This is a genomic window from Sporosarcina sp. G11-34 (assembly GCF_026931025.1).
In genome coordinates this window covers 76,267-101,619 of sequence record NZ_JAHNZW010000008.1, presented here as the reverse complement: position 1 = coordinate 101,619, position 25,353 = coordinate 76,267, and the positions used below count along the sequence as shown (strand labels likewise).

25 protein-coding genes, 1 other RNA gene and 1 pseudogene are annotated in these 25,353 nt (G+C 36.7%); 16 read left to right on the top strand and 11 right to left on the bottom strand.

Annotated features, from left to right (window positions below; translation table 11 throughout):
* Positions 1-5: 5 nt before the first annotated feature.
* Both ssrS and KSU66_RS13185 read left to right on the top strand, forming a co-directional pair.
* A non-coding RNA gene (gene ssrS, locus KSU66_RS13190) (6S RNA) lies at positions 6-186 on the top strand.
* A gap of 94 nt (positions 187-280) precedes the next feature.
* Positions 281-1,048: a tRNA threonylcarbamoyladenosine dehydratase gene (locus KSU66_RS13185; protein ID WP_269051924.1), complete on the top strand. Its 768-nt coding sequence runs from the start codon at positions 281-283 to the stop codon at positions 1,046-1,048.
* A 104-nt stretch (positions 1,049-1,152) separates the two neighbouring features.
* On the opposite strand, the gene KSU66_RS13180 is transcribed toward KSU66_RS13185, so the two are convergent.
* From KSU66_RS13180 to modA, 3 genes are all read right to left on the bottom strand, one after another.
* Positions 1,153-1,797: an ATP-binding cassette domain-containing protein gene (locus KSU66_RS13180; RefSeq protein WP_269051923.1), complete on the bottom strand. Its 645-nt coding sequence runs from the start codon at positions 1,795-1,797 to the stop codon at positions 1,153-1,155.
* 68 nt (positions 1,798-1,865) lie between these two features.
* Positions 1,866-2,540 (bottom strand): molybdate ABC transporter permease subunit, encoded by a 675-nt coding sequence (modB, locus tag KSU66_RS13175; protein WP_269052050.1) that lies wholly within the window; start codon positions 2,538-2,540, stop codon positions 1,866-1,868.
* A 25-nt stretch (positions 2,541-2,565) separates the two neighbouring features.
* A complete protein-coding gene (modA, locus tag KSU66_RS13170) occupies positions 2,566-3,354 on the bottom strand; it encodes a molybdate ABC transporter substrate-binding protein (RefSeq protein ID WP_269051922.1) in 789 nt (262 codons plus the stop codon).
* Positions 3,355-3,479: 125 nt separating this feature from the next.
* Here modA and KSU66_RS13165 point away from each other — a divergent pair, with 125 nt between their 5' ends.
* The 5 genes from KSU66_RS13165 (at position 3,480) to KSU66_RS13145 (ending at position 9,349) form a co-directional block, all read left to right on the top strand.
* The gene (locus tag KSU66_RS13165; protein WP_269051921.1) at positions 3,480-4,406 is read left to right on the top strand and encodes a substrate-binding domain-containing protein; all 927 of its coding nucleotides are present in this window, start codon (positions 3,480-3,482) and stop codon (positions 4,404-4,406) included.
* A gap of 160 nt (positions 4,407-4,566) precedes the next feature.
* On the top strand, positions 4,567-5,268 hold the full coding sequence (locus KSU66_RS13160; RefSeq protein WP_269051920.1) for a response regulator transcription factor: 702 nt from the start codon (positions 4,567-4,569) through the stop codon (positions 5,266-5,268).
* On the top strand, positions 5,265-6,737 hold the full coding sequence (locus tag KSU66_RS13155; protein WP_269051919.1) for a sensor histidine kinase: 1,473 nt from the start codon (positions 5,265-5,267) through the stop codon (positions 6,735-6,737). The genes KSU66_RS13160 and KSU66_RS13155 overlap by 4 nt, the downstream gene beginning before the upstream one ends.
* Entirely contained in the window at positions 6,730-7,824 is a 1,095-nt protein-coding gene (locus KSU66_RS13150) for a LolA family protein (RefSeq protein ID WP_269051918.1), read from the top strand. Before KSU66_RS13155 ends, KSU66_RS13150 begins: the two co-directional genes overlap by 8 nt.
* Before the next feature lie 415 nt (positions 7,825-8,239).
* Positions 8,240-9,349, top strand: coding sequence for an amidohydrolase (locus KSU66_RS13145; RefSeq protein WP_269051917.1), 1,110 nt, complete (start codon positions 8,240-8,242; stop codon positions 9,347-9,349).
* A gap of 110 nt (positions 9,350-9,459) precedes the next feature.
* Here KSU66_RS13145 and KSU66_RS13140 read toward each other — a convergent pair whose 3' ends face one another.
* Positions 9,460-9,897, bottom strand: coding sequence for a peptidase dimerization domain-containing protein (locus KSU66_RS13140; RefSeq protein WP_269051916.1), 438 nt, complete (start codon positions 9,895-9,897; stop codon positions 9,460-9,462).
* Positions 9,898-10,066: 169 nt separating this feature from the next.
* On the opposite strand from KSU66_RS13140, the gene KSU66_RS13135 reads away from it, so the two are divergent.
* A complete protein-coding gene (locus KSU66_RS13135; protein ID WP_269051915.1) occupies positions 10,067-11,809 on the top strand; it encodes a M48 family metalloprotease in 1,743 nt (580 codons plus the stop codon).
* Between the two features lie 65 nt (positions 11,810-11,874).
* Here KSU66_RS13135 and KSU66_RS13130 read toward each other — a convergent pair.
* Both KSU66_RS13130 and KSU66_RS13125 read right to left on the bottom strand, forming a co-directional pair.
* Positions 11,875-12,315 (bottom strand): annotated as a pseudogene (locus KSU66_RS13130) (replication-associated recombination protein A); the annotation flags it as partial.
* A 296-nt stretch (positions 12,316-12,611) separates the two neighbouring features.
* Complete coding sequence (locus KSU66_RS13125; protein ID WP_269051914.1) at positions 12,612-13,817, bottom strand: DUF3800 domain-containing protein; 1,206 nt, start codon at positions 13,815-13,817, stop codon at positions 12,612-12,614.
* A gap of 472 nt (positions 13,818-14,289) precedes the next feature.
* Here KSU66_RS13125 and KSU66_RS13120 point away from each other — a divergent pair, with 472 nt between their 5' ends.
* Both KSU66_RS13120 and KSU66_RS13115 read left to right on the top strand, forming a co-directional pair.
* Complete coding sequence (locus KSU66_RS13120) at positions 14,290-15,318, top strand: DUF5677 domain-containing protein (protein ID WP_269051913.1); 1,029 nt, start codon at positions 14,290-14,292, stop codon at positions 15,316-15,318.
* Positions 15,319-15,421: 103 nt separating this feature from the next.
* On the top strand, positions 15,422-15,676 hold the full coding sequence (locus tag KSU66_RS13115; protein ID WP_269051912.1) for a DUF3888 domain-containing protein: 255 nt from the start codon (positions 15,422-15,424) through the stop codon (positions 15,674-15,676).
* A 310-nt stretch (positions 15,677-15,986) separates the two neighbouring features.
* Here KSU66_RS13115 and KSU66_RS13110 read toward each other — a convergent pair whose 3' ends face one another.
* From KSU66_RS13110 to KSU66_RS13100, 3 genes are all read right to left on the bottom strand, one after another.
* Positions 15,987-16,283, bottom strand: coding sequence for a hypothetical protein (locus KSU66_RS13110; protein WP_269051911.1), 297 nt, complete (start codon positions 16,281-16,283; stop codon positions 15,987-15,989).
* A gap of 173 nt (positions 16,284-16,456) precedes the next feature.
* Complete coding sequence (locus KSU66_RS13105; protein ID WP_269051910.1) at positions 16,457-17,803, bottom strand: nucleotide-binding domain-containing protein; 1,347 nt, start codon at positions 17,801-17,803, stop codon at positions 16,457-16,459.
* On the bottom strand, positions 17,796-18,905 hold the full coding sequence (locus KSU66_RS13100) for an SAVED domain-containing protein (protein ID WP_269051909.1): 1,110 nt from the start codon (positions 18,903-18,905) through the stop codon (positions 17,796-17,798). Before KSU66_RS13100 ends, KSU66_RS13105 begins: the two co-directional genes overlap by 8 nt.
* Positions 18,906-19,701: 796 nt before the next feature.
* Between KSU66_RS13100 and KSU66_RS13095 the strand changes: the two genes are divergently transcribed.
* From KSU66_RS13095 to KSU66_RS13075, 5 genes are all read left to right on the top strand, one after another.
* The gene (locus KSU66_RS13095) at positions 19,702-20,226 is read left to right on the top strand and encodes a DUF2199 domain-containing protein (RefSeq protein ID WP_269051908.1); all 525 of its coding nucleotides are present in this window, start codon (positions 19,702-19,704) and stop codon (positions 20,224-20,226) included.
* A gap of 151 nt (positions 20,227-20,377) precedes the next feature.
* Positions 20,378-20,806 (top strand): hypothetical protein, encoded by a 429-nt coding sequence (locus KSU66_RS13090; RefSeq protein WP_269051907.1) that lies wholly within the window; start codon positions 20,378-20,380, stop codon positions 20,804-20,806.
* A gap of 240 nt (positions 20,807-21,046) precedes the next feature.
* A complete protein-coding gene (locus KSU66_RS13085) occupies positions 21,047-21,802 on the top strand; it encodes a phosphorylase family protein (protein WP_269051906.1) in 756 nt (251 codons plus the stop codon).
* A 164-nt stretch (positions 21,803-21,966) separates the two neighbouring features.
* Positions 21,967-22,566 (top strand): hypothetical protein, encoded by a 600-nt coding sequence (locus tag KSU66_RS13080; protein WP_269051905.1) that lies wholly within the window; start codon positions 21,967-21,969, stop codon positions 22,564-22,566.
* Positions 22,567-22,707: 141 nt separating this feature from the next.
* Complete coding sequence (locus KSU66_RS13075; protein WP_269051904.1) at positions 22,708-23,205, top strand: GNAT family N-acetyltransferase; 498 nt, start codon at positions 22,708-22,710, stop codon at positions 23,203-23,205.
* Positions 23,206-23,492: 287 nt separating this feature from the next.
* On the opposite strand, the gene KSU66_RS13070 is transcribed toward KSU66_RS13075, so the two are convergent.
* Positions 23,493-23,732: a helix-turn-helix domain-containing protein gene (locus KSU66_RS13070; protein WP_269052049.1), complete on the bottom strand. Its 240-nt coding sequence runs from the start codon at positions 23,730-23,732 to the stop codon at positions 23,493-23,495.
* Between KSU66_RS13070 and KSU66_RS13065 the strand changes: the two genes are divergently transcribed.
* Positions 23,733-23,942: a hypothetical protein gene (locus tag KSU66_RS13065; RefSeq protein ID WP_269051903.1), complete on the top strand. Its 210-nt coding sequence runs from the start codon at positions 23,733-23,735 to the stop codon at positions 23,940-23,942.
* An 87-nt stretch (positions 23,943-24,029) separates the two neighbouring features.
* Here the strand turns inward: KSU66_RS13065 and KSU66_RS13060 are convergent, their stop codons facing one another.
* Positions 24,030-25,337 (bottom strand): replication-associated recombination protein A, encoded by a 1,308-nt coding sequence (locus tag KSU66_RS13060; RefSeq protein ID WP_269051902.1) that lies wholly within the window; start codon positions 25,335-25,337, stop codon positions 24,030-24,032.
* Positions 25,338-25,353 lie beyond the last annotated feature (16 nt).

Sequence of the window (25,353 nt, the reverse complement as noted above, 5' to 3'; positions counted from 1 at the left end):
TAATACGAATCCTGAAGTGTTCGTTACTTGCCAATCAGTTTTGACCGAACATTTTTATCGTCGGGAGTCTGCATTTCGATGTGGATGACACGCCTGTCATGGGACGTCAAAAGGGTCGAATAGGACACCCACCTGCTATGAGCGGGTTCAAAACGATACTACAAAAACGGCACATTTGGGATTCGTGCTACTTATGAATTTAATCCTCTCTGACGTAAATGCGGAGAGGTTTTTTATTGGGGAAAATTAATAATTTTGAAGATAGAAGGGTGGAATTCTTTTGTTGCATCAATTTTCACGGAATGAGTTAGCAATTGGAAACGAAGGTATTGAACGGATGCGAAATACAACTGTTGCAATTTTAGGAGTCGGAGGTGTTGGTTCTTTTGCAGCCGAGGCTTGTGCGCGAAGCGGTATCGGACGGATTATTCTTGTAGATAAAGACGATATAGATGTTACGAATATTAATAGGCAACTCGTTGCTTACTTATCCACGGTAGGGCGTTCAAAGACGGAAGTTATGCAAGAGCGTATAGCTGATATTAACAAAGATTGTGAAGTCATCTCACTTCACATGTTTTATACAGAAGAAACGGCGGATGAATTTTTTAGCTATAAACCCGATTATGTGATTGACGCGTCAGATACAATCATTTATAAAATACACCTGATTAAAGAGTGTTTGGAACGCGGTGTTAAAGTCATTTCAAGTATGGGCGCGGCAAACAAAATGGATCCGACTCGGTTCAAAATCGCTGATATATCGAATACGCATACGGATCCTATCGCGAAAGTGATTCGTATCAGACTTCGAAAAGCGGGTATTTCAAAAGGTGTGCCTGTTGTTTTCTCAGATGAAAGCCCCGTTGTTATTCGGGAGGAAGTCGCGCAAACTGTAGGAAAGCCAGATGCATACATTCGGAAAGCGAAAATGCCTCCTGCTTCTAACGCATTCGTTCCATCGGTAGCGGGACTTGTCTGCGCAAGCTGGGTTATGAATGATATAGTTTCAGATATTGAAATTAAGAGAGTGAAAGATAAAGTATAATAAAACAACCGTATGGAAAGTAAATCCATACGGTTGTTTTATTACTGATAATAGTATTATGTAAACTATTGTCGTTTCTTTTCCTGAAAAATAAATTTCACTGTTTATCCAAATTTAGACTGAATCTGTTCGCGCTGTAATTGACCTTCTTCTAAATACAAAATGCGAGTGGCTAGTTTTTCTGCTTCACTGCGACTGTGGGTGACGAGAATGATCGGAATTTCCCATAAACTATGAAGACGTAATAATTCTTCATGGCTTTTTTCTCGTGTAGCGTCGTCCAATGCAGAAAAAGGTTCATCCAAAAGTAAGAGGTCAGGCTCGGTCGCCAATGCCCGTGCAATAGCAACCCTTTGTTTTTCACCACCGGAAATTTCGTTTGGGTATTGATCCGCGAGATGATCGATTCGCAGTTCTTTCATTAATTGTTTTGCAAAGGGTTCTGAATTCATCCCATATGCAATATTTTTCCAAGCCGTTAAATGAGGGAAGAGAGCATAGTCTTGAAAAAGATAGCCGATTTTTCGGCGCTGGATTGGGATATTGATTTGTTTTCCTTGAAATAATGAACGATTATTCAGTTGGATTAACCCGTCAGTTGCTTTCGTCAGACCTGCAATGCAATTAAGGATAGTTGTTTTTCCAGACCCCGAAGGACCAAAAAGGGCGATAATTTCATTTTTTGCGACTTTGAAATCGACGTCCAACTCGAAATGCGCTAGTTTTTTTTGAATGTTTACAGAGAGCATATGTAACCTCTTTTCTACTATACGTTGAAATAAGGAACCTCTTCTAATCTAAGCAGGTTGTTTCAGCATTATCTTTCCGAGTAACGCATCATGTTCCGTTTACTCCACCAGTTTAGCCAAAGGATGGCGCTAAAACCAAGAGAAATAATAATTACTACCCAGAATGTTGCCATTTCCATATTGCCGGATTCGACAGCAAAGTAGATTGCTAATGGAATCGTGTCTGTCACATTTGGAATATAGCCAGCGAGCATAAGGGTCGCACCGAATTCACCAAGTGCACGTGCAAACGATAAGACCAAACCCGCTAATAATCCTGGCCATGCAAGTGGAAAAGAGATTGTCCAAAAGACCTTCCATTTAGAGGCACCCATCGTATAAGCCGCGTTTTCGATGTTTGGTTCATATTGCTGAAATGCAGCGGCAGCGCTTTGATACATAAGTGGAAAAGAAACGACAACCGCGGCGATAATGACCGCATACCAAGAGAAAATAACTTGAAAATCGAATACATTCATTAAGAGTTGTCCTAGAAATCCATTTTTCCCAAACAGGTATAATAAACCGAATCCGACAACGGTCGGTGGGAGTACAAGTGGTAATAGAATAATTGCTTCAACTATGCTTTTACCAGGGAATGAATTACGCGCAATTAGTCGCGCAAGTAGCCCGCCAAGGATAAATACAATAACGGTGGCGATTGTTGCTGTTTTAAGGGACAGCCATAAAGGAGAAAAATTCATATCAGTCATCGAAAATCACCTCAAATCACTTTCTGAATCCATGTTTCTGCAAAATAGTTTGTGCTTGTTCCGATGCCATGAATGTTAAAAAGTCAGTCGCTTCTTTTTCATGTTTCGTATCCAAAAGGACTGCGCCAGGATAAATAACGGGATCATGTGTGCCGTCTTCGGCGGTTGCTATAATTTGAATCTTGTCTGAAGAAAGTGCATCACTTTCATAGACAAAGCCGACATCGACATTCCCTGTTTCAACGTAAGTCAATACTTGCCGTACATCTTTCGCAAGTACAAGCCTATCTTCCAACCCCTCCAACTTATTTAGCTTTTTCAAGACTTGTTCGGCATATTCCCCTGCAGGCACACTTTCTGGATTCCCAATTGCGATTTGCTCGATATCTTCAGGCGAGATGTCATCAACAGATGAATAGTTAATGTTTGATGAGGTTCCTGTTATGAGCACGAGTTTATTACCGGTAATGTCTTGACGAGTAGCTGAAATAATAAGTTCTTCGTTTTCAAGCGTGTCCATCCACTCTTGGTTTGCGGAGATGAACACATCCACTGGGGCACCTTGTTGAATTTGTTGTGCTAAACTACCGGATCCCTGTAGATTGTAAGTTAATTCTACAGCATGATCTTTTTCATACAGCTCTTTTATTTCTTCAAGTGCATCTGTTAAGCTAACTGCGGCTGAGACCATTAAAACTACTTTTTCTTCTGGTTTTGGTTTAGACGTTTCATCTTTTTTAGCGGTACATCCGATAAGGACAAGAGACATAACGAGTAGTAACGAAAAGAATATTAACTTTTTCATATAAAACACGCTCCTTACTATACTTAGTTATATCTAAACATAATTAGATATAACTAATTATAATTCGCTTTCCACTCGAAGTAAATGATAAGCTAGAATTAACTAAATATTGTCGAGGTGTTGACATGTCAAACAACGAATCGTATACGACAGAAGAAATTTCAAATCTTTTAAAAGTGTCTAAATTAACGGTGTATGATTTGATTAAAAAAGGCGAGCTTCAAGCGTATCGCGTAGGGAGACAAATGAGGGTAGATGCGAGTGAATTGGAAAATTACAAAGTTCGAGGGCGAGAAGTGAAAACAAGCCCTTCGCAGCAGAATAGTGAAGAACAAGATTGCAATGCTTCAATACGTTCAATAATTATTAGTGGTCAAGACAATAGTTTGGATATGTTAGCTAGGCAACTCGAAATGAGGACGAATGACTTCCGGCCACTCCGATCTTATGTAGGGAGCTTGGATAGCTTGATTGCGATGTATAAAGGCAATGCAGATATTGTCAGTACCCATTTATTCGATGGGGATACGAAAGAATACAATGTTTCCTATATTCGCAAGTTATTAGTCAGTAAATCCTTTATTGTCGTTCAATTCATTCGCAGGCAAGCAGGTCTATATGTGGCAAAAGGAAATCCGAAAAAAATAAGCACTTGGATGGATTTAGGGAATGCGAATGTAACGATTGTGAACCGGGAATCTGGAGCTGGAGCCCGCGTGCTGTTAGATGAGCAGTTACGTCTTCATGGTATTTCTAGGGAAGAAGTGAACGGTTATGAAAACGAGCAGACAAGCCACTTATCAATTGCCTCGGTCGTTGCAAATGGTGGGGCAGACGTCGGAATTGGAATTGAACAAGCTGCAAAATGGGCAAACATCGACTTCGTTCCGATGATTAAAGAAAGCTATGATTTAGTTATGTTGAAAAGCGAGCAGAACGAAAAATTGAATTCTACTGTTTTAGATATTTTAAATGATCCCAATTTTACTGAAAAACTAGATTCACTGGGATATGATATTGAAGGGATTGGAAATATTATTTGGGAGCACTAATGAATTGAAATATAAGAGTGATTTGAAAGATTGGTGGGAAAGTCCCAATCTTAGATCACTCTTTCTTTATGTTATCGAACCTTTCAATAGTAAAGAAACAATAAAATCGAATGGATGATTAGTTAGTTATGATACATTGAATTCACGGGAGGAATTGAGGATGCAATCGCGACTTTTACTTGTAGAAGATGACCCGGAAATTGCACGCGTTGTGCGAGATATGCTCCGCTTGGAAGGATATGAAGTAACGTGGGCAACGACCGGGCTTGAAGGATGGGAAGATTTTCAACGAGGTTCATATGATCTTGTTCTTGTGGATTTAATGTTGCAGGAAATGGATGGATTTACTCTATGCCAAAACATTCGATGGAAAAGTGATGTTCCCATCATAATTATTAGTGCGCGAAAAGAAGACGAAGACAAGGTAGAGGGACTACAACTAGGGGCAGATGATTATTTGGCGAAACCATTTAGCTTGGTTGAATTGAAAGCCCGTATTGAGTCTCAACTTCGTCGATGGCGGCGCTATAAAGGTGTGCCTGTCAGTGAGAATAAAACGAACTATACGCATGAACTCACTGTCTTCTGGGATCAGCGGAAAGTTTTGCTAAGTCAAAAAACAGTCTCGTTGACGGCAATGGAGTTCGATGTACTTAAAGTATTGGCACAAAACCCCGCACGTGTTTTTTCGAAAAGTGAACTATATGAACATGTTTGGCATCAAGTAGATGAAGAAGGATTGCATACGGTCACTGTTCATATTCGGTCTTTACGTGGAAAATTAGAAGACCCCGTGAAAAATCCTAAATTCATTCAAACGGTGTGGGGGAAGGGCTATCTTTTCATCGGTGAACCGTTATGAAAATTAAGACATGGTTATTGACGACTTATTTAATCGTTATGATTCTTCCTCTCGTGATGGCTTATTTTTTATTCGCTTGGATTAATTCATACAACAATGACCAGAAAGTGCAAGAGTTTTTTGCGACATCTATGGAATTGACAGATATAAAGTCTGTCTTGAACAATCCTAAACTTTATCAAATGAAAATAGATCGACCAGAAGTTGATAAGCTTTCAAGTGAGAAATTGTCGATTTATCTCTACAACCCCGATGGATTTATTGTCTACTCATCAAATCCAATGTACTCAATACAATCCTATACAAATCGGGAGAAACTATATGAAAACTTATTCTCCCTAAATCAAGGTTTTCGTGCCTACAGCTATAAACAGCCGGTATTCGATAAAAATGAACTTGTTGGATTTTTCCAAGTAGAATTAGCCAGAAGTGAATGGATGGCGGGTGTATCCGAACGAACATGGTTTATATTCGGGCTATTTATTACATCCTTTTTACTTATCTATCTAACAGTAATGGTGTTTGTAAATAAAAAATTGAACAGGCGACTTGTAGATTTGAAAAATGAAATGACGGCATTTGCTGACGGACAGATGTTTGAAGAAACAGCAACGAATCAGGATGAAATTGGTGAATTACAACGACATTTTTATGACATGCGAAAACAAATCAATATTGCAAGGGATATTATTGAACAGGAACAAAGAGCCAAGGAATATATGATTGCAACAATCTCCCATGATTTAAAAACACCGCTCACGTCAATTCGTGCGTACGCGGAATCGCTGGAATTAAATCAAAACCTGTCCGTTCAAGAGCAAAGTGAATACCGACAAGTTATCGTGGAAAAGTCGAACTTTATGAAACAAATGTTAGATGATTTATTGACATATACACTGATGCAGTCGCCATCGTATGAATTAGCGTTTGTTCAAGTGGAGGGCGGAGAATTCTTTGACATGTTAGTTTCGGATTATGAACCGTTATGCGAAGAGAAAAATATTCATCTTGACGCATTTTCCGATGTGACAGGATTGTATAAGGTGCATCCGAAGTCAATGATGCGAGTTGTTGATAATTTAGTGAGCAATGCAATTCAGCATACAAACAGTAGGGGAAAAATAAAGATTGCCACAATATCCAACACAAAGTCACAACTTGACTGGCTGTTTAATTTTGTGCAAACGACCTACGTGTTCAAGTGTAAAGAATATGTTTATTTGATTGTCCAAAATACCGGAAAAGGAATTGATCTCACCGAAATAAACCAAGTGTTTGATCCGCTTTTTCAAGCAGACGAAGCAAGAAATAAAAGGAATTCAAGTGGCACTGGATTGGGACTAAGTATTACAAAACAAATCATCGAGAAACATGGTGGCACTGTGCAGATTTTTTCGGAAAAAGAAGTAGGGGTTTGTGTTATCTGCCGTTTGCCAAAAATAATAAAAGAAGGTGAACTTATTGAATAGAATTAAACGACTGGGAATAACTATTGTAATAGCAATGGGTTTATTTGGTTGTTCATTGGAAGAAAGTCAATATTCACCTGAGCAGGTCGTTAATAATGCATTAAAGGAAGTGACTACGCCAGGTTCATATTATTCAGAATCTGAAATGATCTATAGCGAAAATGGACAGGAAACGGAATATTCTATATCGAAAGAGTGGCATAGTAGCGATGGGAAAATAAGAATCGAATCAGAAAGTAAGACGGGTGAAAATAAATCGACTGCTGTGAACGATGGAACTATATTTGTAATGCATATTGCTGATGAAAATCAAGCGTTTATTTACGAAGATGATTTAGAAATGCCTTCATTGACACCACCTTCACTAAAAGAACAAGCGGATATGTTGCTTAAAATGGTGGAAGACACGCACAAATTATCCATTGAAGGCGAAGAAAAAATTGCGAATCGTATGACCCATCATCTTGTTGCGAAACCAAACAAGAAGAACACTTTATTTGGTGATATGGAACTATGGATTGATAAAGAAAATTGGATGATATTGAAATTAATTTCAACTAATGGTAATAACTCGTTGGAAATGATCTATACAAAAATGGAGTTAGATGTAGAAATTCCATCGGAGAAGTTTGTGTTGGATCTTCCAGAAGATGTTGAAGTTTTAGATATGGATGCGATAGACAACACAACGGAAGTTACATTGGCCGAAGCGACCGACAATATGGAGAAACCATTCCTTTATTTTCCCGAAAGCAATCAATGGGAAATCGGGAAAGTTGAACTATCAAAATTAGAAGGCGAGTTTAACAGAATAGAAATAAACATTGATTATGTAAAAGATGACCTCCCATTATTCACACTATCCGCATTTGAATCGCCCGAGGAAGTGGATGATGAAGATTTAACGAATCCGGGTGAAGAATTGGTCATAATACGAGAACAAGAAGGGGCCTTTATGGATTTAGCCAATTTCCGCATAATTTACTGGAAGGAAAATGGTATTAGTTATTCAGTCATGCCAATTGATCCGAATTTGAGTATTGAAGAAGTAATCGAAATGACAAAAGAAATGAAGCTAACGAAGTAATACACCCGGAAAGAATGGTGTACGGTTGTGATTAGAATAAATCAAAAATCGGAGAATAGAGACAAAACAAGAAAGTATTAAGTAGTTGACGGATATTCCTAAGCCTTCTGTATATCACTCTTCCAAAAGGGAATTATTTATGGATGAAAAAAAACCCTGACTCAATAGGTTTGAGCCTGTTGAATTAGGGCGAGATTTGAATAATAAAAGTAATTAAGAAGTTGAGCGTAGCCCTAAGTCCAGATCAAGTCCCGACTTAGGGCATTTTTTATGTGTGACGTGTTCAAAAAGCATTGACAATGAATAGTCATGTGCCTAGGATTATTTATACACATTTATTTGGAAGCTAAATTGGGGGCGGATTATTAACGCACGTATTGCAATCGTTGTTGCAGTAATGATAGGAGTGTTTTAATTGGAAGTTAAAGAAAGAATTGGCGAATGGTTTGAACATTTTCATGCAAACCCGGAAGTAAGTTTGAAAGAATTCAAGACAACTGCAAAACTTGTGGAGATTTTATCGGGCATGGGTGTGGAGCATAAAACCTTTGAAGATGTCACAGGAGTAGTTGCAGAAATCGGAGAAGGCGATGAGATCATTGCAGTCCGGGCGGACATCGATGCGTTATGGCAAGAAGTAGGCGGTGTATTCAAGGCGAATCATTCATGTGGACACGATGCGAATATAGCGATGGTTTTGGGTGCCTTAACTTATTTAAAAACTGAGGATTTGGGTGGACGTATCCGGTTTATCTTCCAACCGGCAGAAGAGCAAGGAAATGGTGCGGTATCGATGATTGAACGGGGTGCTGTAGATGGGGTATCGCATTTGTTTGGTGTGCACCTTCGTCCAATAGAAGAAATTCCTTTCGGTAAAATTACACCCGCAATCCATCACGGTGCGGCAGTATTCCTTGAAGGTAAAATTACGGGAGTCGATGCGCACGGGGCACGCCCACATCAAGGGAAGAACGTAATCGATCCGTTATTTGCAATTAACCATTTCTTGAAAACAATTTACTTTTCTCCATACGAAGCATACTCTGTTAAGTTGACAAAAATGCAAGCCGGAGGGGATAGCGTCAATATTATCCCTGGTTCCGCTACGTTTGCACTCGATGCACGTGCGCAGTCAAATGCAGTATTGAATGAGTTGATGGAAAGAATAACCGAAGGTATCCTTGCCGTCGGTCAGATGTATGGTGTAGAAATTAAGACGGAATGGACCGACTATACGCCGGCTGCGGAAGTGTCTAAGGAGTCGGTCGAAATTGCAAGGACTGGGATTTTGGAAACCGTTGGCGAAGAGGGGCTTGCACCTGCAGTAATTACTTCGGGTAGCGATGATTTTCACTTTTACACGATTCATCGACCCGAGTTGAAAGCAACAATGATTGGAATTGGAGCAGATCTCCAACCAGGGTTACATCATCCAGACATGACATTCAACTATGAAGCACTCGATGTTGGTGCGCGTGTACTTGCAGCAACGTTAAAAAAAGCAATTCTCTTAAATAAAAAATAAAAGCCCTCCTACCTTACGCAAATATACGTGGGTAGGAAGGCTTTTATTTATTATATATATTTATTACTTATTTCTACGCTTCGAAAAATGTTGCTGCGAATACTTTGGCGTCATTTCCATTGCCAGTTCATGGGGATAAAGTTTTCCGTGATGATGAGGGAATACATGCTGTTCGTCGTCCATTTTAGCGCCAACAAAAAAGTATGCGCCGGGGCGATTCTGCATGTCACGAACCCGGCGACTGGCGAGTTCCGTAGTTCCGGATTGAATACGCGGATTGTACCTTCCATTTTCGCTTCGTTTGGAATGACATTATCCGCATGCCCTGAACGGAAACTTCCAATGGAGACGACTAGTTCTTTCAAAGGGTTTGCGTTGCGGCTCACAATCGATTGAAGTGCAATCATAATATGGCTCGCTGCTAAAATTGGATCCATGCCTGTATGCGGTTCTGCACAATGTGTTCCAAATCCTGTCACAGTAATTTTAAGAGCATCCTCAGAAGCTTGAAGAAAGCCGTCGCGGACATATACTTTACCCGCGTCCAACGACGTTTCTGCGCACTTCGATAGATTGATTATACTACCTCTGGGAAATACAAACAAAAAACTACGATTATTCTTTCTTTTGAATAGTAAAGAAAGAATAAAATCGAAATGGATATTTTTTTACTGTGATAAATTGAATATATAGTGAAAGAAAGCGGGGGTTGTGAATATGATGCAAATATTTCCAAATGAGCTACTTGTCTTATTATGTGTATTTGTAGGATTAGGGATTACACTTGTTACGTTCTTTCTTTCGAAAAAAGTTGGAACGGCCGTTGAAGTAATATCATTAATTGCCTTCATTTCTTATTTTTTCATCATTTTTCCGTTTTGGGAAGCGATGATGCTGATGAGTTACGTAACTATTTCTTATGGGATTTTCGGGATAAAGTTAGACCGTGAAAAAAGAGCAAAGCGAATAGAACTGGAGTCGAAATTGAAAGAAACCACGTCCGTCGAATTAATTCAAACGAAAAATTTCAAACGGATTATAGCAGATTTTGCGCTGACCTTATTTGTTATTTTCGGCGCACTTCTATTTTATTTGTTTGCGCCAGAAATATATGCGGTTTTGAAGTTTCTAATCGTTCTAATGTTTATTGGTGTGTTAGCGCAAATGATTGAAAGAATCGGTAATTATTATTCAACGAAGTCCTATTGGTTGCCCGAAGAAAAACAATTTATTATTTCATCGTTTTTTCAATCAAGGGAATTTCCAATCGAAGACTTAAAAGAAATTACTCAGGAGTCCGCGCCTGATTTATTAAAGCTCCATCCATTGTTTACGATTTTATCCGCAAATCAAGATTATACAAGTTCATTTCAATCAGTATTGAAATTGTCATTTCCAGGTGAAAATATTTATATAACACCGAGTGAAGTGGAGAAGTGGCACACTGTTTTTCGAGCGTATGTAGCTGAAGAAACTGAAAGTGAAGTGACAAAAGTCTTACCATTATGGCATCCGAAAGTGTTGAAACGATTATTTTGGAAAGGCTATTTTGCCATTACTGTGAAAGGAGTCTCGGCTTATACGGGGTTGTTATTTATACTCATATGGTTAGAGGTACCTTCATTTGTCATTGTTGGTTTTGTTCTTTTTTGGTGGGTGTTCAATCTATACGTTTCAGACCGTGTTCTTGTTACGGCGATGGATGCGGAAGAACTTACGGAGGGAGATATTTTCGAACGGTCGCGAATGATTTTTCGAGAGGCGGGCATTCCTAGCGTGAAAATATTTCTAGTTGATTCACCTATTCATAATGGGTTGGCGACGGGAATGAATATTGGACGCGGTACGGTGATGATAACGAAAGCGACTTCACAACTCTCAATAGAAGCAGTTGAAGCGATTGTGGCCCATGAAGCGATTCATATTAAAAAACGTGATGTGCTGATGATCCAAGTTGCGCGGCTCGCTTTCTTAGGTTTTGTCGCTGGAGTTGTCTATCTTTTTTTCGATCAACTCGTTGCATTCGCTGATAATTTATTTGTTATCCTTCCATTCTTTTATTGTTTGATGTTGGCATTCCCGACTTATTTATCATTTGTTGAGCAGTGGGCAGAAGTACGAGCGGATCATTTGGGGGCGGAGTTATTGGTAGGTGGAAGAGCACAAATGAAAAGTGGACTTCACGAGTTGGGGGAAGCGCTTGATAATACACAGGCGAAGACAGTTGAATACGGTACGGTAAAGGAAAATTCTTCAAAAGTAATCAAAATGAAAAATTTAGAACGAAGTCCTTGGTTCATTCGTCTTATTGAATTTCATTTTCTGGCTCATCCACCATTGTACTGGCGTATTCATATGCTGTCTTTTCCGTTGTCATGGAAAGGTGCAAGAAGGAAATGGATGGTTGGGAGACTTAAAGAATCTCTGCCAAATGTCCGTAAGATTAGCACTAAAAATTAAGAAGAAGGCTTTATTTACAACAAAAACTCCGCACCCAGTGTCACAGCAGGGGGGCGGAGCTTCATTTATTTCTTCTTCCGAAATTCTTTCATTCTTTCATATATCGCCGCAAGCTTTGCCTCTTCCCCGGCAATAACGGGTTTGTAAAACTCAGTGCCTTCAACCTTATCCGGTAAATATTGTTGGTCTACCCAACCACCGAATGATCCGAGTGGTGTGTCGTGTGGATATTTGTATCCTACATGACCAAGTACTGCGGCCCCTGCATAGTGACTATCTCGAAGATGCATCGGAATGTCACCCGTTTTGCCGTCGTTAATGGCCTGAACTGCCGCGTCAAATGCTTGATAAGCCGAGTTGGATTTCGACGCTAAGCACATTTCAATCACCGCATTTGCAAGTGGAATACGTGCTTCGGGCATCCCAAGGCGGACAGCCGCTTCAGTTGCTGCAAGAACGTGGGGACCGACTTCAGGGGAAGCGAGTCCAACATCTTCGTAAGCCATTTATATCCCTGAAAAATGGGGGGATTATTAAAAGGGTTATGGGGTTATTGATTTATACGAATTACTCCCCATGTTTTATTGGGGAGTAACTTACTTCCGGGTGCTTTTGTTTAAGATAGGGGTTGCTGCGGCATCCCCTTTTCTTATTTGCCAACGGGGCAATGGTTGTCGTGTTTATATTGTAATATTGGATATATATAACATGGAATGTAGGCTGATTTTGAAAGTTTAAGATTTCGGAAATAACCATATTGTTGTTAAAAGCCAACAAGTAGTTAGCATAAATTCCCGTACCATCACTCAAATACATGTATTGTAGCCATGTCATTTTGCACATCGTTGAAGACGGTTGAGATATCTTCAACAGAATGGTGGAATACTTCTACATCCAACAAATCATAGATAAAGTCAGCAAATTCATCTTTAGCATTTCTAATGTCTTGTTGTTGATTTTGCACATTCAGCTTTCTGTTTAGTGCTCCTGCATATAAATCTGCTATTTGAATCATCCTTGAGGTAGCAGAATCTACAGATTGAAGATAGTTTAATGTAAGTTTACTTTCGTATTGAATTTTAAATGAATCCGTTAAAGACTGTTCGATTTCTTTAATTCTTAATGAGCTTTCTCCTGCTTCCGAATCTTTGAAGTAAACCACTTGCTGTGGAAAGGAAATTCTATTAGTACCAATTTCATGTTCTATTCCTAATCGTACATGTTGATAGAACAAGTCATTAATAATTTCATCAATGGGCTTGTTCAGCATCGAACTTTTTACTGCAATAGCTTTAAAGCTCGCCATTTCAGAGTTCTGAATAAAAAACTCGAAAAAGTCTTTATATACAGCTAGGTCCCTTCCGTTGTTTCGTATTTTGGAGAAATGAAACTCTTTTGGGCAAGTATTGTCTTGTTCCATCCTTTCATGTACCCAATTTATAAGCTTAGAGAGATGATTATTATTGTGTTCTTCTTTCAAAACCCAAACACCACCCACAATTACATAATCATCATTTTTTCCAGTTTCATCAACATAGATAGAAATAATTGGAGCAGGTGGGGTGTTACTTAGTTGTATCTCTTTTTGAATTTCCTCTTCATCTCTTCTATAACGTCGAATTTTTTCATTTGCCCTAAATAACTTATATTCATTTTGTATTTTTGCCCTGCTTCTAGCTATTGATGTTAACCTTTCTATTTCAAATAATTTTTTTAACGTAATCTGATTACCTACAATACCATCATAGGTTTGCCAATACTTTATTTGCAGTGCTATATCCGAATTTCTTGTATCAGGATACCTATTCAAAATGGAAGCTACTCTGGTTATTAAATGTTTATCATTACCGTTTTGTACATCAGTCCATAGTGCTTGGGCTTTCTCTTGTCTTTGTTTCTCAAGTTCCTCGTCATCAGAATCTAAACTTTCATTTTGGTCCAGGCTTCCTTCAATCTCACTAATTAGTTCCTGTTCTATCTCATCTAAAATAGCATTCTCTCTTACCATCGAAGATATCACTCTCCAAGCGAATTTTAGTTTTTAAAAATAATTAAATTTGGTGGAAAAAACGTTAATGGTATTAGCTTCGATAACGGGATGTGGACATACATGTTATATTAATCATATCATATAAATATCAGATAATACTGTATATTCAATCTGGAAGGTGTTAAGCGAAGAATATCCTGGTTTGATGATTACTTGTAACTGTACAATATAAAATAGCTGCCTTTGAGAGAGATTACTCAGGAGATTTACTACAAATACATATGGGTGTTTTATGTGATTCAGGGGCAGGTCTAACTGTCCTTTTGGATATTTCGTAGAATAAACTGTTTAATTTAAGTAGAAGTCATACTAGCTCGTTCATATACAATGATTCTATATGTCTTTCGGGAGACGGTTTATATAAAAATAATATACAATGGCTAGTGTACGAGGAATATAAAAACACTAAAATGCTAAAAGGGGAATAAGTATGAGGAAGGAAAAATATTTAGTGAATAAAATGGAGGAAATAATTCAAGAGATTTTTTCAGAATTAATTGACACCGATGGGAATGCTCCTATAGAAAAAGTAATGCCGTTACTTTTATTTCGTAAAATCATAGAAAAAATAGATGCTATTAATATATTGTATGAACAAGAATCCGGCGAACCGGCTTTGTCATTATCTAGAAGTGTAATAGAGAACTATTGGTACTTTATGTTTATGATTGAAAAGGATACAGACTTTAGGTCTCTATCTTACTATTACTATGACAAGAGAAATACTGCAACAAAAGGTTTGAGTGAATTAGATTATCACATTGATGGATTGCAGAAATATATAAAACGGAGAGAGGATAATATTCAAGCATTCAAGATGGATATTGCCTTTTACAATACACAAAAAAATAAGTGTATTACCCATAAAGGTCTTTCTAAAATTTTGAAAGAGATTCCTCATGAAATGCAATTAATTTTAAATACTTATGACGAATATATCGAGGACTATAATAATAAAATAAATGTTGTTGAGTCCAAAGTAGCTGAATTTAAAAATCAGATAAATGAATTGCAGAAAAATGTTTCGTCTGCTTATAGTAATAAAAAAAAATATCAAAATACAATTCAACGCTTGAAAAAAAATTCTCAGTTTATAGACGTAAGAATTGAAATAGATAATGCGAAGAGGCAATACAAAGATATGAATATAACTTGGTATACCCTTAGGACAGGCTTCTCAAGCATTAAGCAGCTATCTAGCAGCTTGAATTTAGTTCGCGAGTACATTCCATATTCGTCATTATCTCAAGAAGTACATTCATCGAATGCTTCTAGACAGATTATTATAGAAGATGAAAAAATCAGTTTATCTAGTTTAAGGGATAAGGATGGTAGTGGATTGGCATTAGGAATCGCAACTAACTTTCTTTCTTATTCCATTCAACCTTTTTTAGTTTTTTATAATAAAGAGAGTTATTTTGAAGAAATAAGCCTCAAAATGAACGCTTATATAAAATAGTCCACCCTATCGATAAGATATGCCAATAAGCAGTGTCATCAACACACATAGTTGTAGACGTGGTTCTGACAGTATTGAACGACGACAAGTAAGGGCGATGTGCTTGAGCTCTCTACTGCAACTGAAACAGCAACTTGGTGAGGAAAGGCTTTTTGATTCTGAGAGAATAACTGATATTACTTGGAATGAAATTGATGATAAGTACAACATAACAATCCAAATTGTTACTTATAAAGGACCGATGATGCCTCCTTATGGTTTCGATACAATAACTTTACAAATACCAGGTTTTGAAGTGGTAAGATACGAACATAAAGATGTCTCGGATATCGATAAAATACCTTTAGAATTTGATTAAATTTAAATATCCTTCTTGAGCTAACGGGTGCTTTAGTTCAAGTAAAGGAGCTCATGAGCTCCTTTTTGTGTTGCAATAAAACGGTTTATATAGCTACACTACAACTACAATTTTGCTAGTATTAGGGATAATCCGTTACTAATTGTATTGTCACTCTAGTGTGGAGTCTACTTGTAAGGAACAGGTTTAATATACTTTGTATGATAATAAACAATCCACCTCTTCGTTAAGACTATTGTCTTAACGAAGAGGTCTATGGGAGGTAAGTAAGGGCAAGCCTCTTTATAAGGAAGGCTTGCCCTAAAATTACTTAAATTTTGTAGTATGTTTTACTATGAGAAACGCTAGGAACAAGAACCTCTTCTTCAACAAGTTTTTTTAGTTCGTTTTCTGTGAGTGCTTCGTAAATTTGCTTTGTGCTTAGTGCAACAATGCCATTCTTTTCAGCGATGTGCTTGTTGTTTTCAATCATAAGGTCACGCAATTCATCAACCGTGTATTTACTATCATCAGTCACATCAATGACTGTGCGCAATTGATTTATCATATCCGCAGCATCAGCCATTCTTACAATTTTTGGTTTGCTATTTTGGTTATCGTTTGTCATAAAAATTACCTCCTCACTTTAGATATAGGAAAATATTAGCATAAATACTCTCAAAATAGAACCCCTACAATGCAAACCCCTCACAGATAGAACCAGGATTATGCTCAACAAATACTTGAAGATTTTATTAAAGATTTTTCTGAAGTAATAACATTCAAGTGTTCTATAATATCTTATATAACTTGAACTTCAACCGTCCTCTTGATAACTGTATGTCCGTTCTTTACAATACTAGCAGTCATCGTATGGGTACCTTTGAAAGCAGTAGATTCCCAGTTGTAGTTTCCCTCACTGAAGTGTTTTCTCCTCTGATGATATAATTGTGCGGCTTCGGTAGCTTCATCACCTGAGTTATTAACTTCCCACAAAATCTCGTAAGGTGCAGGAACGTTGTGAATCGCTTCAAACATCAGTTTACTCATTTTAGGACTAAGTTGCTTACCTTTTCTTGATTGTTTGTATGTTATTGGGTGAATCTGGTTTTCACTATACATTTGGAACCTAACATCAAGAGAATAAGATTCAGGGTATTGGCTAGCAAAATGAGCGCTTTCTGTAGCTGCACTTTTTTGGATACTATCAGACCAATAGGTATTCTTAAAAAATTTCCCCCATGCTTTTTTCGCCTGTTCATCTGTACAATCTGTTTTAAAAAGAACGTCTAAATATTTCAGTTTGTCTTCTAGGTAATCTTTTAATTTCGTTACTTTCTTTCTGTGGCTTTCTTTGGATGTAAGAGAAAGGGTTGAATCAGTAGGATTATCTACGTTGTTCGACAAAATAATTCTGTTTTTAATTGCATTTAAGGTATCGTAAAGGGATTGGTCATCTCGTGTGTTGTGTGGAACATAACATTCTTGGACCAACGTGGACAAAATGACCCCGCCCGGTAAACTCCAGTTGCTTCGGGAGCGACAAAACATCTTAAATATACGAACAATTCTTCTCATTTGATTTTTCTCGACAGTAACCCAATCATTATCTGGATTTGGACTGTTAGTAGCGACGCTTGTATTGAACCAATCACGAATTGATTTTGGGTGACGTTTACTCCACATGGGTCCTGCATGTTCATAATCATATTCATCATGCTCGTTTTTGAATCTTCGATATACAGCAAAGTCAATGTGATACCCTTCTTGATATTGTACACGTACAGCATTTTTTCCAGCTTTCGGCGGGTTCACAAATTTCGTACATTTTTTTGCAAGTGCTTCTTCCACAAGCTTTCTGCTATCAAGCGCAGATGCTGGAAGATTCTCTTTATCAAAAATAACAGCCACATCAATATCGTAATCGTATTCATCGTTTTGAGTTACCGTTCTCATGGAGACACTACCTTGAACAACGTGGTCAGCCAAAAAGTAGTTTTTACTTTTTTCCTTATTAATTTCAGCCAGACCATCCTTAAGACGCTTAATGTTGATGTCTTTAAAACCGGTTAAACGGCTTTTTTCACTCTCTGATAGTTTTACTTCATCATTATGAAACTTTAACATTGTTGAATGTAAATCACGCATTTTCTTCCCCCATAATAATATTTATTTGTTCATTTAGTTTGTCTTTAGATATATTCTTGTGTGCTCTTAATCCCCATGGATATTGAATTGTGCTATTTATTTCGAAGTTATAAACCCAAAATTCTGCATCATTACGGTTTAATGAGCTTCCTAAGTTAAATACAAGTGATGTTTGGGCAGAAATAAATACATGAACCCTTTTTAATCGGGGGTAATCAGGCTTAATATTATCTATTAGATTTCTAAACTGTTCTTTATACTCGTTAAGTTGGTCTAAACACACTATGGCGTGGCGTTTGCAATTGCTAAGTTTAAGATGGTAGTGATTGTAGTTGTAAGCATCCATTCCTTCTAGTTGGAAATGGTGTATTTCTGTTGTAAGAGAGACCAATATAGTAACATCTTTTGCTTCTTGCTTACTTTCGTTTACCTTCTCGTACATTTCTAATGGCGGATAATTTCCTTCAATTGATTGAGGTAGTTTCCCCCACTTTTTTTTGTTTTCGTCCCATTCTAAAAAGAGTAATTTTCTTTTGTCTGACAATTGATATCCAAGCAAAAAGACAAAAGGAATGTGAGCTAATCCTTCATAATGAAGGGTCGGTTGGTCCCATCTTTCTACAACATAATGAGTATCGTTGATAATCTCTTTCTGTTGAATTATACTTCGCCTTATCCACTCCATCCTAGACTCGCCATCAAGCCGTCTTTGGTCTAAGTGAATATACTGGACTTTTTTAGGTTTACTAGAAATGAAATTTTTCTCGCTAGAATCAATTGAAAACTGTTTTACTGTAACTATTGCTTTTTCCTGGCTGTTTTTTTGATTATTTGCCATAAGTCGATGCGCCCAGTAAGCAGCAAAAACAATTAAAGCGAGACCAACCACTTTGGTTGTAATAGAAACGCCAATATCTAATGGTGTAAAAGTTGATGTAGCTTTTGTTAAAAAGCAAAATATATAATTCCAATAGTCCGTTCCTAACAGTCCCACCCCAGCAAATAAAAAAAGTGAAGGAATTTTAATTTTTGCCCTGTTTTTAAATAGCGTTTTAACATATGGAAATCCCTTATACTTCAAAAATCTTTTTATTCGACTCAATAAATCGCCCCTCTTCTAAACGTGATGAAATAAATGGTGTCATAGGAATACTTTATCACCACTATGTGGCTATGTCTTATTTATGCTCTAAAAATTGGGGAACGATGTATCTCTATGGTGCGAAAACAGGCAACAAAACCAAACAACAAAACTTATAGAAAGAATACCTAGAACATATACGCTCTTATGTCTCGATTGATGCTTTTCAAACGTCTATCTTAGCAACTTGTTTAGCGATTAAAGCACTTTACGGTAAAGTAAATGGAAATCCGCTAATTCTTGGAAAGGCAAAGGAGATGAAGTATTGGCAGCGGGGAAAGAAGTAAGTCTAAGATATTCATTTACAAGCGAACAGTTGTATGAAAGTAGATACAAATATTCTGTTGAAAACTGTCCTGTTTGCGGGGGGGTAAAAAATGATATTAAGTTGGGCTAGTAATTAAATTAATTGATACTGTTCTCTCAGTGTTATCGGCAATTTGAAAAGGGAGATACAGAAGCCGGTGCAACCTTATTAGGGCGTTTTTATTCTGTGCTAAATCTAAAAACTTCAGTTCTTAATGATTTTGAAAAAGGCTCTGTTAAAGGAAAGGGTTGATTAATCGTTAATGAATGGTAAGAATTGGTTTCCCTCTATATTTTGCACTGGATATTTATGTTAAAATAAATTCAGGATTGTGAAAGTGTTCACTTAAACTAACGAAGCAGGTTAGTTCAAGAAATAAACTTTATTGATTCTTTATTGTGTTTTAGGGTTACTATTGAGAAGAAACTTTTTTTCGTGGAGGATTATATAATGAGCAATTGTCAAGAAGGGTATTTATGTAGATGTTGCGGAAAGTATCACGATGAACTTCCAATGAGTTATGGAAGTCCTGTTCCTGATTATGGTTACGATATACCATTAGAAGAACAAGAAAGCCGAATAGAGATGAATGAAGATTTGTGCATTATTGACGATGAGTATTTTTTTATTCGTGGATGTATCGAGATTCCTGTAATTGATGGGGAGGGACCATTTAATTGGGATGTCTGGGTTTCATTAAGCGAAGTAAACTTCAATAAAACCAATGATTATTGGGAAGTGGAAGGAAGAGAAAAAGAACTAGAGCCAATGTTTGGCTGGTTATCAACTTCAATTCCTTGTTATCCTGAAACAACAAATTTAAAAACAATGGTTCATACTCGTTCGGTTGGAGTAAGTCCTTATATTGAGTTAGAACCAACTGAACATACCTTAGCTATGGAACAAAGAGAAGGTATAACAATAGAGCGTATAAAGCAGATTGCAGAAGATATATGCGATGAAGAGGAAAAATAATAATCTTTCTTATTGAACTAACGGGGCAGGTTAGTTCAATAAGAGAGCATGAAAACATTAGAAAATATACTTTCTAGATTTTCTAAAATGAAACCATTATGAATAAAATCACGTAAATATAATTATTAAATCGTTATAGGGATGTGAAAAAATGTTTTATATTATGTTAATAGTAGGGGCTTTGTCAGTTCTAATGGCTGCACTTATATTTGGTTTTATGTACGTTGAAAAGGACTTTACATTACTAAATGTAGTCAAGACCATTGGAGCTCTTTTATTTGGTGTTTTTCTTTTAGTGATTACTCTACCAAGTCTTAAATACATACTACTAAAGGAATATGATGTTGTCAGCGGGGACTGCACCATCGAAATAATTTCATCAGGGCGTTCTACAGAATCGACCTTTGAAATGCTTGATACAGGTGATTGGTTTACTTTTAACCATATTCCTGCACTTGATGCTTATGGAGAGTCAATCCCTTACCATTGTGAGGTGACAGTTACAAAAGACCATAAGTTTGAAATTAGTTATAAAATTTATGATGTCAATTCGCGAGAGCTTATATTAACAAGTGAATAGCCTATGTTTACAGTTGATAGTATTAAAAATAATGAAATTGAAGAAATGACACGAAGAGAATATATCGTTGGCTACCCTTGAAAGCTAATACTTGAATTTGAAACAGAAAACGAACAAAAATTCTTATTTCACTAACGGGGCAGGTTAGTTGAAGAAGAACACTAAAAATTGCCCGCCATTTGAAATGATTTTAACGTAATAATTTACTTTATGAGTGCAGGAGAATGAGGAGATGATGTAATGAAGTTATATGGGGAATTTACCAAGCTGGATTGGTTGGATGCACTTGGGATAGATGAAAATAAAGTTCCTACCTCTTTTATTATACATGGAGAGTGGAATCATGAAGAGAACTTAAAATTGTGGAAAGAAACGCTTAAAAATGAAATGTTGTTACCAAAGTGGAATGCTGTTATAGGAAAGTATAATCAAAAGAATATAGGCTTTGCGAATGTTTACGGAGGTCCAATGGCAACAAATATTATTCATCAATTTGCTTCTATTGGCACAGAGCTATTTATACAAACAGGATATTTTGGTGGTTTGTCCTTTGATGTAAATTATGGAGATATTTTGATAGTTACTGAGGCTGAAATGAATGATGGTGTTTCACAATGGTATTTACCAAATAACAAGTCAGTTAAATCTGATGAAAGGATAGTAAATGCAACGATTGATTACTGTGAGAAAAAAGGATATAAATATGTGACAGGTTCTGTCCTTTCAACAAGTGCGATGCTTCTTGAAACAAAGGATATAGTAAATGATTGGGCATTAAATGGACATTTTGGTGTAGATATGGAAACCGCAACGACTTTAGCAGTGGCTAATAAATTTAACAAGAGTTCTATAAGTTTATTAAATCTTTCTGACCATTTAATACAAGGCGATACGATTTACTCATATACGAAAGAAAGAGAAAGAATTGAAGCTGAGACTGATGAAAAGATTAGAGATATTGCATTATATTTATCTGTCAATGCTTCTTTGTTTTAGCAAGTAACCTATTAAGCTAACGGGTGCTTTACTTCCATTAGGGGTTAAGCACCTTTTTCTTCTTCAACTAAAGAAGCAGTTTAGTTGAATAAGGATTCCACCAATTTTCTCTTGAATATATTCTATATTAGTCTCAACAAATAAAATGTGGTGGTGAAAGATTTATGTTATCTAAGATTTCAAAGGCTTTACAGGATGGTAAATTTTCAGGTGATGTATATCTAAGTTTAGATGAAATAGAAATAAAAGATGATGAACTAATACTGACTATTCAAGCCACTTATGAAGATGATGATGAAATATTACAATTATGGAAAGTTACCTGCACAGATTTTAAAAGCCATAAATTAAACGTCGATTTCTTTGAAGAATTTGACGTTTTAGATGAACACATTTTTCTATGGGAATACAATAATAGCTCAGCAGATTTGTTTATTAAGGGACATTCTAATGATATTAACCAAGTCATTGGAGAACTGTTTTGTACTCATTCAAACATTGTGAACGGTCAATTACCTCTAGAACAGTATTTAAATATCAATCATAACAATAAAGATATAGTCGGTTTATTAAAACAAGGAGAAGGGTTATTTAGTAAAGGACCAGTTAATTTAATAAAGGTACACGGTAAGGTTTTGTCAGGTCACGGCTATAAAACATCTATAATTGAATTTTCTACTAAAGAAAGGACCAAATACAAAATCTTTACTTTTGGGGAATCTTTTGTTGTTGCCAAAGATTTTCAGGCTTTTAGGGTATTGTAGATAGACAAACAGAGTTTGGTGCTTTTTTTATTTCAATATCCTTCTTTGAATGACAAAATTCTTCTAGTATGCTTAAACTAACGAAGCAGGTTAGTTCAATAAGATATTGTATAATAATGAAAAATCGAATGGGGGATTCCAATGTTAATCAGAGAAATAAAACCTGATGATGCTGAAAGGTTAGTAAAATTAATTAAGCTAGTTGAAAGAGAGTCACAATATATGCTTTTTGAATCAGGTGAACGAAACACTGGACCTGAACAACAAAGAAAAAGGATAGAAGTTATGAAAGAAGAAGGTAATTCAACTATTTTTGTAGCAGAAGAGAATGATGAATTAGTTGGATACCTATTTGCTATGGGAGGCAATGCCAAAAGAAACAAACATTCCGTATATCTTGTTATTGGCATCTTAAGTGAATATAGGGGGCTGGGGTTAGGGACAAAACTATTTAAACAATTACAGGAGTGGGCAACGAAACATAGTATACATCGATTAGAATTATCCGTTGTAAATCGTAATGAAGCTGGATTGAAGCTATATAAAAAAATGGGATTTGATATTGAAGGAACAAAAAGAGATTCGCTTTACATTGACGGCGAATTTGTTGATGAATATTATATGTCAAAACTTTTATAGTGATTAGCTTGTTAAACTAACGGGTGCTTTAGTAAAATAAGGATAGTAAATATACGTCAAAAAACGCTCAGAAATCTGAGCGTTTTTATTTGCCATTTATATTGTTAATTTGCTGTTGAAACATATGCCCATTAGTATGATATTTACACTGTCAATAGCGGTTTTCTCCCCAGTAACCCAACCCGTTATGCTATAACCGAGGCTGTTTTGGTCGTTGAAAGGGGTAATCGTAGTAGTGACTATAACTATAGAGTTGGTCTTTTATGACCAATTATTCAATGCCGGCATTACTCCTTATTACTTTCACAAGACAATAAATCTTCTACTTCTTTTATTAATTTACTCGGTCTTTCGTTTAGGGGTATTGAAATAGCAAAAATCGTATTAATTGTTGGTTTCCTTTTGCCACGTTCCAGTAGACTAATATATGTTCTATCCAGACCGCTTTTAAATGCTAGCTCTTCTTGAGAAATTCCTCTTTGAGTTTTATAGGAGTGAATATTATACAGTGGGGTGGAGGGAAGAATATGATTTTATCATTTCAATTAAACGGTCTTGTCGAAGAGCTTGGGGATAAAAAACTAACTGAAAACGAAAAGGATTTGTTCGAAATAATAAAATTGCTGGTAAAGTATCGGGAATATGATACAGATAGCGCATTATTTGAGTTAAAAACAGATGTGAAGTATTTCTGGCAGCGACTAACCCATTTAGAAGAGGAAATCAGGAAAGTCTAAATGTCCAAATTCCGGAAAGTGCTATAACTAGTGCTGAAATAAAGTAATATTGAAACTGAAAGACGATACTTTTTTAAGTATCGTCTTTCAGTTTTGGTTTTTATTTATTATTTTTGATTGTTCGGATTTGAATTTGTCATTAAGTTTTTTTAATCTCTCTTCTTCACCAATTTCATCTGGCTTATAAAACCTAATATTCTTTAAGTCATCTGGTAAATATTGTTGAGCGACCCAACCTCCAAATTTGCCAATAGGGTAGTCATGAGGATATTTATAATTTATCCCATTTCCAAGTTCCTTTGCGCCCTTATAATGGGCGTCCTTTAAGTTATTAGGGATATTTATCTTACGCCCCGAACGCACAATTGCTATAGCCCTATCGATTGCTTTTAAAGCATGATTTGATTTTGGGGACAAACATAAATCAATTACTAAGTTCGACAGGGGTATCCTAGCTTCTTTCAAGCCCACCATTTCTGCCGCGTTAATTCCTGCCATGACCCTTTCACCTAAGCTTTGTGCCAGACCCACATCCTCATATGTTACCGCAATAATACGTCGATATATTCCTTTTAGGTCTCCAGCTTCTAATAACAAAGCCAAGTACAATAAGGATGCGTCAACATCTCCGCCGCGCATAGATTTATGAAAAGCGCTTAATGTATTAAAATGACCATCTCCATCTTTATCAATATGAAGATTGTTTCTTTGTACGGCGTTTTTAACGTCATCAAATTTTATCTTAGCCGCACCACTGTCGATGTCAGAAGAAATTAGGTATGTTAGCTCCAAGTTGTTCAAAGCAGTCCTCATATCGCCTCCCGAGCTGTTAGCGAGAGCGCCTAATGCTTCCTCTTCTATTTCTATATCAAGATTACCGAAACCGTTCTCTTTGTCATCTAAAGCTCTTTGGAGTCCAAATCTAATATCTTGCTCGGATAAAGAGGTGAGTTCAAATATTAAACATCTTGAACGTATAGCTGGATTTATATTGTGATAAGGGTTTTCACTAGTTAATCCGATAAGAACCAATAACCCGCTTTCAATATATGGAAGAAGGAATTCTATTTGTGTTTTGGTAAACCTGTGCAATTCGTCTACACAAAGGACTATTGTGCTACGTATCATTTTAGCCTCGGCTACTACGGCTTCAAGGTCCTTTTTATTATCTGTTACTGCATTTAACTTCCGAAACGTCAATTTTGCTGTCCCGGCAATTGCACTAGCGATAGATGTTTTACCTATACCGGGAATGCCATACAAAATTATGGACGAAAGACGTCCTTTTGTTAGCATTTCGTATAAAGGTTTACCCTTATCTAGAAGGTGCTTTTGACCAATTACTTGGTCAATCGATTTGGGTTGCATTCCGAATGCTAACGGTTTATGTCTCATACAATTTACTCCTTTG